Raw genomic sequence first — 12,739 nt, 5'->3', positions numbered from 1 at the left:
TCACATTGGTGGACTCATCACCGCAGCGCCACCTGCGTGCCGCCGGAGAAGAGCGAGTCGTGCAGTTCGATCGCCTTGATCTTGAAGTCGTCGGGGACGTCGAAGAGCAGGATGCCGCTGACGCCGTTGCCGGGATTGATGTTGTTGAGGAAGGCATGGGAGTTCTTCAGACCGAGCACGGCGGCCCCCGAGTCGGCGTCGTACTCGCGGCCGGCCGTGTCGATGAGCTTCTGCGCGGAGTCGAGGAACATCTGCGCCTCGTCGCCGATGTTCCTCACGGTGACGTGCACGAGGACGTACTGGCCTTGGGCGTCGGACCCGACGTACTGGTCGCCGACGCGCTCGACGCCCTTCTCCACCTTGGTCACGGTGAAGGAGAACTTGCCGTCCTTCACCGTGTCGCCGATGCCGGCCGCGGCCTGTTCTCCGGCTTTCCCGTCCTTCCGGTCCTTCTCGGCTTTCCCGGCGGGGGCGGAGACGCCGGCGTCCGATCCGGGGGAGTCGCCGCCCCCGCCGCTGAGGAGCACACCGACGCCCACCAGGACCAGCCCGGCCAGGAGGACCACGGCGACGACGAACGCCCGCAGGCAGCCACCCCTCTTCGGCGCGGCCACGAACCGGGGATGGACGGGCGGCGGACCGTACTGCTGCGGCGGGCCGTATCGCGGGGGCTGCCCCTGTGGCTGGGGACCGTGCGGGGGCTGCTCGTTTCCGTGCATGACGAGGGCTCGCTTTCGGGGGACGCGAGTGAATGGACTCTCGGGGGAACGCGAGTGGATGGACCGGGCGGCGCTCGCACGCCGCCCGGTCCTACGAGTTAACCACACTGTGAATTGAGTCAACAAGAACAAATCTGGTTTCCGGCGTATGGTGTGTATCGTCTTCCTCTGGTGGATCTCCCCTCCATCTGCTTCAATCTCCGCCCAAGCCGAATGAACCCCCACGGAGGCCGCGTGCTGTCGCTGCTGTCAGGTGATCCACGCGAGATCGGCCCGTACCGGCTGGTGGGACGTCTCGGCGCGGGCGGCATGGGGGTCGTCTACGCGGGCGTCGACGACACCGGCCGCCGGGTGGCGGTCAAACTCGTGCACGAGCCGCTCTCCGTCGACCTGGAGTTCCGCCGCCGCTTCAGCCGGGAGATCTCCGTGCTGGACGGGGTGGAGGGCGTCTGCCTGGCCCGGGTCCTCGGCTCCGATCCCGGTACCGAGCGCCCGTGGCTCGCCACCGAGTACATCCCCGGCCCCACGATCGAGCAGCACGTGCGCGCCGGGGGTCCGCTGTCCGGGGACGCCCTGTACGGCCTGGCCGCCGGGGTCGCCGAGGCGCTCGTGGCCATGCACGCGGCCGGCGTGGTCCACCGCGACCTCAAGCCGTCCAACGTGATCCTCGCCCCCGACGGGCCGCGGCTGATCGACTTCGGCATCGCCAAGGTGCTGGACGGCGGCACGGTGACGCACACCGGCACGCTCGTCGGCTCACCCGGCTGGATAAGTCCCGAGGAGTACGGCGAGGGCTCCGCGGGCACCCCGGCCGACGTGTACGGCTGGGCCCTGCTCGTGCTCTTCGCCGTCACCGGCGAGCCCCCGTACGGCGCCGGCCGACCCGAGGTGCTCGCCTACCGCGTCCGCGAGGAGACGCCGGACACCGGGGCCGTCCCCGCCGACCTGCGCGACCTCGTCGAACGGGCGCTGGCCAAGGACCCCGCTGAACGGCCGGCCACCGCCGAGGTCCTGGCCGGGGTCACCGACGCCTGGCGGAACCGGGCCGACGGCACGGCGGAGCCGGAGGCCGACGCCACGGCGATGATCCAGCGCACCTGGGTGCTGTCGCCCGGCGAGACGACGGAGTGGCCGGAGCCGCCCGCCGCGTCGCCGGCGACCGTGGCGACCGTGGCGGCCGCGCCGGTTCCGAAGGTTCCAGAGGTTCCGGCGGCTCCGGAGGTCAAGGCGCTTCCGGCTGGCGACTCCGCCGAGATCGCGCGCGGGCGTTCCGGGCCGTCGTGGGTGCACGCCTACATCGCCACGGCGGCGGCCGCTGCCCTGGTGGCGGTCACCGCGATCATCGCTGCCGCGGCGACCTCGTCCCCGGCGGAGCCCCTCCGGGAACGCTCCAATGAGACGACCGCCGGACCGAAGGCACTCGCCCAGTTCGCGGCCACGACTCCGCCCGCGCCGGTTTCAGGCTCCCCGACGCCGGCGACAGCACAGCAGGCCTCGACCGGGGCGACGGAGAAGGCCCGGACGGTCCCGCGCTCCGGCGGTGAGGCCGTCTCCTTCCGGGGAATCGCGATGACGTTGCCGAAAGGATGGCGGCTGCTGCGCGTCCGCAAGGACCTGGCCTGCATCGAGTCGCCTAACGCGCGGGGGAGTAGTGGCCCGTGGGAACTCGCCTGCCGCCCCGACGCCATGGTGCTCAAAACCGGTGCCGGGGCCGGAAGCTGGCCGGGGAGCGGCATCGATGACCCTCTCTCAGGCTGGGTGCTCGGCGACCCGATGCCGTGCCTGGCCGGCGGATCCGTGTGGCGCGATCCCAACGGCTCCTACGACGACGTCATCGGGGAGTTCGGCCTCTACGACGGCGTCTCCCCCGAAGGGGCGAGCCTGCTCCGCTCCAGCCTGGCGCGTATGGCGGGCGGCAGAAAAGCCGCTTATAGGGAATGGGTGATCCCTTGCACGACAAATGGACAATATACACAAAAGATCTGGTATTTACCCAAATCGAAGGTGGCCCTGTTCGTGTTGAGTGCCCGGCCCGAGGACGCCAAGGGGTATCGCCGGGTCGTCGCTTCGGTGGATCTCGCTGATTATCGATATGCGGCCCCATTGTGAACCAGATTCACTTGAAAAGTGTCATTGGTGATGGCTACTGTGTTCAAGCGCGCGTAAATAAAAGACCTCCTTCGCCGATTCCCCCATTCCGCCGTTCCTCATGAGCGGTCGAGCGGGGGAGTCGCCCGGCCGGAGGGCACGAGGCGACCGTGAGGCAGGTGCGGATGGAACCCCTGGACCGTTCCGATCCTCAGATCATCGGGGGCATCGCCCTGCGAGGCCGGCTCGGCTCGGGCGGCATGGGCCGGGTGTTCTACGGCCTGACGGCCGACGGTGAACCGGTCGCCGTCAAGGTCATCCGCGAGGAGATGGCCGACCGGGCCGAGGTGCGGGCGCGGTTCTCCAGGGAGGTCGACGCGCTGCGCACCGTCCAGGGACCGCACGTCGCCGGGCTCGTCGACGCGTCCGAGGAGGACGAAGAGCCGCCGTGGCTCGCCGTCGAGTACGTCCGGGGGCTGAGCCTGAAGGAGTTCGTCGAACTGCGCGGCCCGCTCGCGCCCGCCGACGCGGCGACCCTTGGCGTCCTGCTCGCCGCCGCGCTCAAGGACGTCCACCGGGCCGGGCTGCTCCACCGCGACCTCAAGCCGGGGAACATCCTCCTGGGCCGGGAGGGCCCCAAGGTCATCGATCTCGGGCTGGTGGCCTTCGCCGACGGACCGACGGACCTCACCACCTCGGGATCGACGCTGGGCACGCCCGCCTGCATGTCCCCCGAGCAGGCCAACACTCCCAAGAGCGTGACGGCCGCCACCGACGTGTACGCGCTGGGCGCGACGCTGCTGTTCGTCCTGACCGGCCACTATCCCTACCAGGGGACGAACCTCGCGGCGCTGCTGATGAACATCGTCAGCCCCGAGAAGGCCCCCGACCTCGCCGGGCTTCCCGAGGACTTCGTCCCCTTCGTCACCGCGATGCTCGCCCACGATCCCGCCGCCCGTCCCGGGCTCGCCCAGGTGACCGCCTGGCTGACCGGGCCGGCCACCGCCGGAGGGCTCTCCCTGCCGGTGGCCGCCCGGCGGCTGGCGGTGGCCACCTACGTCGAACGCGAGTCCGACCCCGCCGAGCCCGAGCCACCCCTGCCGAAGCGGCGCGACCTCACCGGCGTCGTCATCCCGGGCTCCGTCGTCTCCCTCCTCGCCGAACGGCTGCGCGGCGCCTACGCCGCCAACGCCCGCTTCTGAGGGCCACCGGGAACCGCCCGCGCCCCCCTCCGCGAGAAACCGACACCGCCGAGACCCCCGGGCGGCGCCCCCGAAGGCCGCCCACCCCCCGAAGCGCTCCCCGCCCAAGGAGAACCGTGCCCCAGACGCCGTACCCCCCCGGTGCCCGGATCGAGGTCCGCGACGCGGAGTGGATCGTCCGCACCTGCGGACCCGCGGAGCCCATAAGGCCCGGGAGACCGGGCGGGACCCGCATCACCGCGGTCGGCGCCTCGGAGTTCGTCCGCGACGAGGACGCGGTCTTCTTCACCGCGATCGAGCGCGTCACGCTGATGCGCCCCGAGGACACCGTCCTGGAGCACGACGACACCTCCCGGTTCGCCAAGAGCCGTCTCTTCCTCGAAGCGGTGCTGCGCAGGACGCCGCTGCCGCAGACGGAGAAGGGGCTCGCCCTGGCCGACCGCTTCCTGCTGGACCCGCTGCCCTACCAGCGGCGACCGGCCCGGCTGGCGCTCGACGGCCTGCGCCCGCGCATCCTGCTCGCCGATGTCGTCGGCCTGGGCAAAACGCTGGAGATCGGCCTCATCCTGGCCGAGCTGATCCGCCGGGGCCGCGGCGACCGGATCCTCGTGGTCGCCCCGCAGCAGGTGCTGGAGCAGTTCCAGCACGAGCTGTGGACCCGCTTCTCCATCCCGCTGGTCCGCCTCGACTCGGTCGGCATCGAACGGATCCAGCGGGAGATCCCGGCGGGCCGCAACCCGTTCACCTACTACAAGCGGGTGATCGTCTCGATCGACACCCTCAAGAACGTCGGCAAGTACGGCCAGCACCTGGAGAAGATCCACTGGGACGCGGTCGTCATCGACGAGTCGCACAATCTCATCGGCGAGAAAAGCTTCCGCAACCGCCTCGCCAGGCTGCTGGCCAGCAACACCGACGCGCTGCTGCTGGCCAGCGCCACCCCGCACAACGGTGAGAGCAAGTCCTTCGCCGAGCTGATCCGCATGCTCGACCCGGCCGCGATCGCCGACGACGACAAGTACTCGGCCGAGGACATCGCCCACCTCTACATCCGCCGCACGAAGATCAACCCCGAGGTCCGCGACCAGATGAGCGGCAAGTGGCCCGACCGCGGCCCCTCCGTCCCGCTGCACTGCGCCGCCGGCGAAGCCGAGGAGAGGATCTTCGAGGAGCTGACCCGGGTCTGGCTGGCCGGTGACGCCCGGGAGGGCGGACCGGTCGTCGACGCCAAGCACCGGCTCTTCCCCTACACCCTGCTCAAGTCGTTCCTCTCCTCGCACGCCGCCCTGGCCGCCACGGTCGGCAACAGATTGAAGAACGCCACGGAGAGCCGCGAGATCGAGGCCCTGAAGGTCCTCGCGGACCTGGCGGCGGGGGTCGGCGACGACGACTCCGCCAAGCTCCGCACCCTGGTCGCCCGGCTCGGGGAGATCGGCGTCGGCCCGCGCGGCGGCACCCGGGTCGTGGTGTTCTCCGAGAGCGTCCCCACCCTGAGGTGGCTGAAGCGGACCGTGCCCGCGCGGCTCGGGCTGTCCGAAGACGCCGTGGAGATCATGCACGGCGGGCTGTCCGACACCCAGCAGCAGGAGATCGTCGAGCGCTTCTCGCTCGCCGACAGCAAGATCCGGATCCTTTTCACCGGCGACGTCGCCTCGGAGGGCGTGAACCTGCACCGCCAGTGCCACCAGCTCATCCACTACGACGTGCCGTGGAGCCTGATCCGCATCGAGCAGCGCAACGGCCGCATCGACCGCTACGGCCAGCAACACGAGCCCCGGTTCACCGCGCTGATCCTCACCTCCGAGGTCGAGGGCGCCAAGGACGACCGTACGGTCGCCGAGAAGCTTCTGCTCAAGGAGGAGACGGCCCACCGGCACTTCGGCACCGCCGAGGCCGTCACCGGTGAGTACCGCGCCGAGCGTGAGGAGCGCCGCCTCGTGCAGGACCTCCTCGCCGGCAAGTCCGTGGAGGAGTCGCTCGAATCACCCATGGAGGACGCCCTCCTGGCCGCGCTACTCGGCGACTCCACCGGCGGCACGGGAGGTCACCAGGCCGCCGAGCCGCCGCGGGCGGACGTGCCGCGGCTCTTCGCCGACACCGAGGCGTTCGCCCGCGAGGCGATCGACACGCTGGGCCTCCTGCCCGGCCTGGAGGACGACGGCGGGATGTTCGCCTTCGACCCGCCCAAGGACCTCGTGCACCGCCTGTCGGCGCTGCCGTCCTCCTACCTGCGCACCCACGACGTCCGCAAGCGGATGAAGGTCACCTTCGACCGCGCCCTGGCCCGGCGCAAACTCGACGAGGCCCGCCGGACCAAGACCATGTGGCCGGACATCACCTACCTGTCCGACCTGCACCCCCTCGTCGAGTGGCTGACCGACAAGGTCCTCGTGCAGCTCGGCCGCCAGCGGGCTCCCATCGTCATCGGCGGGGTGACCGAGCCGACCTTCCTCATCCAGGGCATCTACTCCAACCGCCGCGGCCGGCCCACGGTCGTGGAGTGGATGGCGGTCAGCGGCCCGCCCGGGGCGCTCGCCGTACAGGACCGGAAGATGGTCGACGTCCTCGCGGCGGCCGGGGTCGGCCCCGGCATGGTCAACACCGGCCTGAAGCCGGACCTCGAACCGCTCCAGCGGATGGTACGGCCCGCCGTCGCCGTCGCCCGCGCCCACCTGGAGGAGCGCCGCGCCCACTACGACGCCGCGGTCACCGCGCCGCTGAAGGAGTACCGCGAGCGGCTGGCCGCCTGGGAGCAGCTCACCCTCGACGGCCTGCACGTCTCTCAGGTCGGCCGGAAGGAGGCCGGCGTGCGCGAGACCGCCGAAGAGCAGCGACGGCTCCTCGAATCCCTTGAGACCACCGGCGAGCCGCTGCTGCGGATCCTCGCCGTGCTGGTCCCCGCCACGCCGGACTCCGGCACGACCCAGCAGGACGGGCACCGGTGAGCTTCGACTCCATCGTCAACCGCGGCGACTACTTCTCGGCCCACTACCTGGCCGAGGTGCTGCCCAAGGACCTGAAGAGGTCCGGCGGCCTGCTCTCCCGCTGGAACGAGCGGGAGAAGGCCGGCGACGGCACCCCGCGCCGGGGCCTGCGGGCGCTGGGCAGGCCGTACTTCTCCGACCGGCCGCTCTTCGCCGGCTTCGACGCGCGGCTGCGCGCGGGCGAGCCCGCCGACCCCGACGAGCGCGCCGAGTGGCGCAAGAAGCTGACCGAGTTGCACGGCGAGACGCTGAAAGCACTCGGGTTCACCGAGACACCGCGCGAGCTGACCGTGGAACGGGCGGGCCGGGAGTACACCGTCCCGGTGGCACGCGCCGACCGGCACCTGGTCGCCGTCGAGTGCGGCTGGGCCGCCGACGCGGACGCCGCCCTCGACGAGGACCTGGCCGGGCGGCTGCTGGAGCCCGTCCGGCTCGACGGGAACGAGCGGATCATCTCCGGCGCCAAGCTGGCGTCCTGGCTGTTCGCGGGCGACGAGCCGCCGCGATACGTGCTGATCCTCGTCGGCGGCGTGATCATCCTGGCCGACCGGGCCACCTGGGGCGAAGGCCGCTACCTCGCGGTCAGCCTCGACATCGCGCTGGGCCGCAACAACCCCGCCGAGCTGGAGGTCGTCGCCGCGCTGTTCGGCGCCGACTCCCTGCTGCCCCCCGAGGAGGGCGGCTCCGAGCCGCTGGCCGAGCTGCTCACCAACTCCCGCAACCACGCGGTCGGCGTCTCCACCGAGCTCCGCAAGGGGCTGCAGCAGTCCGTCGAGCTCATCGCCAACGAGGTGCTCGACCGGATCCGCCAGGCCGAGATGCCGCTGGACGATGGCACGGTCCGCCAGGTCCGCCCCGAGGACGTCATGGAACCGGGCGCCCTCGCCAAGGAGCTGGGCCGCGAGGCGCTGCGCTACCTCTACCGCGTCCTGTTCCTGCTGTACGCCGAGGCCCGGCCGGAGCTGGGCATCCTGCCGACCGACGACGAGGACTACGGTCGGGGCTACAGCCTCGCCCGCCTCGGCGACCTCGTGGTGCGCGACCTGACCGGGGAGGAGTCGCGCGACGGCTTCCACCTGTACGAGTCGCTCGACCTGCTGTTCCGCCTGGTCAACGGCGGCGAGCTGGACACCGGCGACGACGGGGACACGGCGGAGGACGCGCCGGGCGCGTCGGAGGCCGCGGCTGGGAAGGAGGGCGACGGGTCGCGCGGCGAGGGGCTCCGGTTCGAGCCGTTGCGCGCCGACCTGTTCGACTCCCGGCACACCGGACTCATCGGCCGCGAGGCGATGGTCGTGCCCGGACACGACGAGGACGACCCGGACGCGCCGAGGATCGACACCCGGCTGCGCAACGCGACCCTGCACCGGGTGCTGCGGCTGCTCATGCTCACCCGGGGCCGGCGCAAGGAGCGCGGCGGCTTCATCTCCTATGCCCAGCTCGGCATCAACCAGCTCGGCGCGGTCTACGAGGGCCTGATGTCCTACACCGGGTTCATCGCCGCCGAGGAGCTGTATGAGGTCGCCAAGAACGGCGACCCCAAGGACGGCTCGTGGATGATCCCCGCCTCCAAGGTGGACGACTACCCCGAGAGCGTGTTCGTGCCCGCCGTCGACGAGGACGGCAACCGGACCGGCGAGTACGTCCGCTACCGACAGGGCGCGTTCGTCTACCGCCTCGCCGGCCGCGACCGGGAGACCAGCGCCTCCTACTACACGCCCGAGTCGCTGACGAAGGTCACCGTCCAGCTCGCCCTGCAGCACCGCCTCGACCAGGACGACACTGTCACCCCGGCGCGCGAGATCCTGGAGTGGAAGATCTGCGAGCCTGCCCTGGGGTCGGGCGCGTTCCTCAACGAGGCCGTCAACCAGGTGGCCGCCGAGTATCTCCGCCGCCGCCAGAAGGAGCTCGACGTCCGGATCGACCCGGACCGCTACGAGGACGAGCTGCAGAAGGTCAAGGCGTACGTCGCGCTGCACAACTCCTACGGCGTCGACCTCAACGAGACCGCCATCGAACTGGCCGAGGTCTCCGTCTGGCTCAACGTCATGTACCCCGGCCTGCGGGCCCCCTGGTTCGGCCTGCACCTGCGGCGCGGCAACTCGCTCATCGGCGCGGGCCGCCGGGTGTACGGCCCGGCCTCGCTGACCAAGGGCGCCTGGCTGAAGGAGGCCCCCGGGGACCTGCCGTTCTCGGCCGGCCCGCTGCCCACGGGGAAGGTCCACCACTTCCTGCTGCCCGCCGAGGGCTGGGGCGCGGTCGCCGGGGCCAAGGAGGCCCGCGAGCTGGCCCCGGCCGAGGCCAAGCGACTGGGCGACTGGCGCAGGCGGATGCGGGCCAAGGTCTCCGACAAGAAGTCCGGCGGCCGGAAGTCCTCCCAGCTCCAGCGGCTCCAGGCCCTCTCCGGGCGGGCCGAGTACCTGTGGGACCTCGTCGTCCAACGCCTGACCATCTCCGAGCGGGAGATCAGCCGCCGGATCGACGTCTGGGGGGCCGACTGGATCGACCAGCCCGCCGACGCCGTGCGGAAGGAGAAGGTCTACGGCGACCTGATCGCGCCGGGCACGCCGTACTGGCGGCTGAAGAAGGTCATGGACGCCTGGTGCGCGCTGTGGTTCTGGCCGCTCGACCGCGCCGGCCTGCTGGACGGCACCGCCGACGTCTACGCGCGCCGCGCCTCGGACACACCGTCTGATCACGCATCAGACGGTGTGTCTCCGGCCGCTCAGGCAGATGTACGGCCCGGCCCTTCGGCGGGGGAGCGGTCGGCGGCCGCGAGCGAGGGCGCGGACCGGCCGGCGACCGGAGCCTCGACCGGTGCTTCGTCCGCCGCTTCGGCCGGTGCTTCGGGCATTGCCTCGGGCACCGCTTCGGGCGCCGACGAGCCGACCGGTTTCGGGGGCGCCTACGTCACCGACTCCCTGTTCAGCCTCGGCGACAAGCAACTCGACCTCGCCGCCTACGCGCTCGACGCGAAGACCGCCAAGCCCGCCAGGACCGGAGGCCCGACGAAGCCGGTGGCCCGCAGGGCACGCCCCACCCTGGAGCCGCTGCGCCCGGTGATCCCCCTGGCCGACCTGGACGACTGGCTCGACTTCGCCGAGGCGATGCTCGGCCGCGCGGACATCCCGGAGGACTCCCTGGTCGCGAGCTTCGCATCCCTGGCGGACCTGGAGGTGTACGAGGACGAGCTGCAGGCGTGGATGGGCATGGACTCGCCGAACCGGCTGCCGGAGCGCTTTCCGTGGCTCCACCCGGCGGAGGACATCGCCGAGCAGCAGGGGTTCTTTCATTGGGAACTTCAGTTCGCCCAGGTCTTCAAGCGGGGTGGTTTCGACCTTCAGATGGGCAACCCACCATGGGTTAGGCCGACGTGGCAAGAGGACGCCGTGCTCGCTGAGCTGGAGCCGTGGTTTAAGCTCACGGAAAAGCCTAGTATCCCCGAATGGCGCAACCGTAAAACAAATGCATTGCTTCAGAGTGATTTCCGAATTTATTATATAAATAACCTATCGGCCAATATGGGTGTTGTCGAATTTATTGGATCTGGCATAGCTTACCCATTGCTGGCTGGCACTCAGCCGGATCTATATCGGGCTTTCATGTGTCGAGCCTGGGCAAACCTTGGACGTGTTGGCATAGCGGGCCTAATTCATCCTGGTACGCACTTTGGTGGCATAAAAGAAGGGAAGCTGCGGGCTGCTGCGTATAGCCATATCCGCTTCCATGCACACTTTGTTAATGGGGGGAACTGGGCCTTCCCGAGGCCTGTGGGGGATACTACAGAATTTGGATGCCATATATACGGAAGTACCCAGAAAGTAAACTTTTCAACGATTAACTGGCTCTACTCTGCTTCTGTGGTTTTCGGATCACTCGCTCATGATGGAACTGGCGAAACCCCTGGAATTAAGTATGAGGGAAAATGGGATCTGCGTCCTCATCGCGAGCGGATCATTAAGATTGATGAAGATGTCCTTTCCCGGTGGCAACGGCTTATCGCTACGCTCGACACTCCGGTGGAGCAAACTTCACTGCTGTACCCGGTTGCTGCTACCGAGGCTGATGCCATCGAAGCCTATGCATCTTACGTGAATAGACTAGGAGAATATAATCCTCGAATCAGTTCCGGTTACCATGAAAAAACCGCCAAAGACGACGGACTAATCTGCTGGAAGGCGGGTGCTTGCAAGTCTTTAGATGAGGTGGTCATCCAGGGGCCGCATTTTGGCATTGCGACGCTCTTTGCTAAGCAGCCAAAGGATCCGTGCCGTAGTACGAATGATTGGTACTCCTGGGATCTTGTGGACTTGCCCACGGCTGCTGGGCCAGTGACCAATTACAAGCGATCCTGTGACAGGGAGACATACATCGCCGCCCAGGACCACTGGGTGAACTACCGACTATTGAAACAGCGTCGCGAGTCAGGCATCTTCTCGGAGGATCTACGGGGCGCGAGTTACGAGGAGCTCGACCGGGACCTGCGGGCCGGGGCCACCAAGCCGTACACGAGCTTCTACCGCCTGGCCTGGCGGCGCATGATTCCCTTCAACACCGAGCGGTCACTCTTCGCCGCGCTCATCCCGCCCGGTCCGGCCCATGTGGACGCCGTGCACACGCTGGCTCTTCCCGACAACCGGGGCACGGCGCTGACGGCCGGGTTCTGGGCGTCGTTGCCGCTGGACTACCTGCTTCGGATCACCGGGCGGTCAGATCTCCGGAACGCCGAGGCGAACGCCATGCCCGCCGCCGACCCCCGGCATCCGCTGGCCCCCGCGCTGCTGATGAGGACGCTCCGGCTCAACTGTCTCACCGAGGCGTACGCCGAGATCTGGGGGGAGCTGTTCCACGACGGAAGGCTTGATGACGCGCGTCCTGGTGAGCCGGGCACCTGGGTCAAAGGTCTGTCCGATGAGGGATGGGCGATCGACTGGCCAGGGCTTGCCCCGCTCAATGCCGGCGTCGGGCCCGAATGGACCGCCGCCACGCCGCTGCGCACCGAAAGGGAGCGTAGGGCGGCGCTCGTCGAGATCGACGCGCTGGTAGCCGTCTGGCTCGGCATTTCGGCGGACCAACTGGCCGCCGTCTACCGCTCCCGGTTCCCCGTGCTCGCCGACCGGGAGAACGAGATCTGGTTCGACTCCCGAGGACGCAAGATCGCGGGCAATTACAACACCTTCGGTTACGGCCAGACCAAGCAGCACTTCGAGCAGCTCATGGCCCACCTCGACCCCGAGGCGGGCGGCCCCGTCCCCGACGGCTACACCGCCCCCTTCCACAAGGCCAACCGTGAGGCCGAGTACCGCCAGGCGCACGCCGTCTTCTCCGAGCGGCTCCGCCGCTCCGGCTGGCAGCCGCCGGCCGCCCCCGACGGGGGCGGCGCGTCGTGACGGGAACCGCCGCTGTCATTCCGTCCCGGGCGGCCAGGGAGCCGCGATCCGCTTGTGCGATCACTCCTGGTGGGGCGCGCTTGGGTGTGTCGCGCTCTCGGTGGGTGCCGGAAGCGAGGTCAGGGCCACCGATGGAATCGGGTGCCCGGCCTTCGCGCTGCTCCCGGCGAAGCGTCACCGTCGCATCGGTCACCATGAGTGAGTTGACAGACACGCGGGCGTGCCGGTTCGATGATGTCTGTTACCCCACGGGACACGTGCCGGTGGGAGCAGGCCCCGTCCGGTGGACGGGGCCTTCTCTTTCATCGCCGGGCCGATGCCGCTCCGTTGCCTCCATCCGGTCCTCCGATCTCTTC

At 69.5% G+C, this 12,739-nt stretch carries 5 protein-coding genes; 4 read left to right on the top strand and 1 reads right to left on the bottom strand.

The window, feature by feature from the left end; translation table 11 throughout:
• Positions 1-17: 17 nt before the first annotated feature.
• Complete coding sequence (locus tag AB0D67_RS10975) at positions 18-719, bottom strand: DUF4352 domain-containing protein (protein ID WP_362932336.1); 702 nt, start codon at positions 717-719, stop codon at positions 18-20.
• Positions 720-953: 234 nt separating this feature from the next.
• Here AB0D67_RS10975 and AB0D67_RS10970 point away from each other — a divergent pair, with 234 nt between their 5' ends.
• The 4 genes from AB0D67_RS10970 to AB0D67_RS10955 all read left to right on the top strand — a co-directional run bounded on the left by AB0D67_RS10970 (position 954) and on the right by AB0D67_RS10955 (position 12,383).
• Positions 954-2,828, top strand: coding sequence for a protein kinase (locus AB0D67_RS10970; RefSeq protein WP_362932334.1), 1,875 nt, complete (start codon positions 954-956; stop codon positions 2,826-2,828).
• 164 nt (positions 2,829-2,992) lie between these two features.
• The gene (locus tag AB0D67_RS10965; RefSeq protein ID WP_362932461.1) at positions 2,993-4,009 is read left to right on the top strand and encodes a serine/threonine-protein kinase; all 1,017 of its coding nucleotides are present in this window, start codon (positions 2,993-2,995) and stop codon (positions 4,007-4,009) included.
• A 116-nt stretch (positions 4,010-4,125) separates the two neighbouring features.
• On the top strand, positions 4,126-6,954 hold the full coding sequence (locus AB0D67_RS10960) for a DEAD/DEAH box helicase (protein WP_362932332.1): 2,829 nt from the start codon (positions 4,126-4,128) through the stop codon (positions 6,952-6,954).
• Positions 6,951-12,383, top strand: coding sequence for a class I SAM-dependent DNA methyltransferase (locus tag AB0D67_RS10955; protein ID WP_362932330.1), 5,433 nt, complete (start codon positions 6,951-6,953; stop codon positions 12,381-12,383). The genes AB0D67_RS10960 and AB0D67_RS10955 overlap by 4 nt, the downstream gene beginning before the upstream one ends.
• Positions 12,384-12,739: the final 356 nt, after the last annotated feature.

Source organism: Streptosporangium sp. NPDC048047 (assembly GCF_040653115.1).
Taxonomy (GTDB): domain Bacteria; phylum Actinomycetota; class Actinomycetes; order Streptosporangiales; family Streptosporangiaceae; genus Streptosporangium.
Note: the sequence above shows the minus strand (reverse complement) of the source record. Positions and strands in the feature narration are given on the sequence as shown.